This is a genomic window from Vibrio sp. 1580 (assembly GCF_033340055.1).
In genome coordinates this window covers 1-659 of the sequence record NZ_JAWOVT010000345.1, presented here as the reverse complement: position 1 = coordinate 659, position 659 = coordinate 1, and the positions used below count along the sequence as shown (strand labels likewise).

The window sequence follows — 659 nt, the reverse complement described above, 5'->3', positions numbered from 1 at the left end:
ATCGTACTCTTCATACCGCGAGAAACCGTGATCGCTTCGTAGAACCAAGCCGCACGCTCATCAAGTTCATCGTAGTTTTCGCTTCGTTGATCAAGTGACACACTGATGGCATCTTTCCAATTCGTGCCTTTCCAGTACGGCTGTGTAAAACGCTTGGTGTAATCATTTGATTGCGCCATTGCTCGGCCAACTTTACTTGCTTCAAGCAGAATTTTCTTTTGCTCTTCTGTTGGGTTAAACGGTTTACCCTTCTCGATACCTAAGAACTTCAGCTGAGCCATAACAAAACGATCGCGTTCTTCCACTGTGTTTTCTTGGATGATTTGATGGATGGTCTTCCAGTATTCCAAGCCATCTTTTGGAATATGCGTCCAATCAATTTCCGGCACTTGAGCAACCGGGATTTTACGACCTAGTTTGCCATCGGCGTATGGTTGCGTTGTGATGTTTGGCACCACTTGTTTCACTACGCGATCAACATCCGGTTCAAGAATACGGATGCCACCATATACAACATTGGTCTTCGGTCTAATGACGTAATAGCCTTTTGGATTTAGATCTTTGTATTTTTCACCCGGTGGCACAATCAAGTATTTACCACCTTTACCTTTATCTGGGCCCAATAAGCTCAAATCAGACAGTACGCGCTGATGGACATC

Annotated in this window: 1 protein-coding gene; it reads right to left on the bottom strand. The window is 44.6% G+C overall.

Translation table 11 applies throughout. From position 1 onward, the window contains the following. On the bottom strand, window positions 1–659 hold a 659-nt coding region (locus tag R7093_RS25925), incomplete at both ends, for a DUF1254 domain-containing protein (protein ID WP_318147108.1).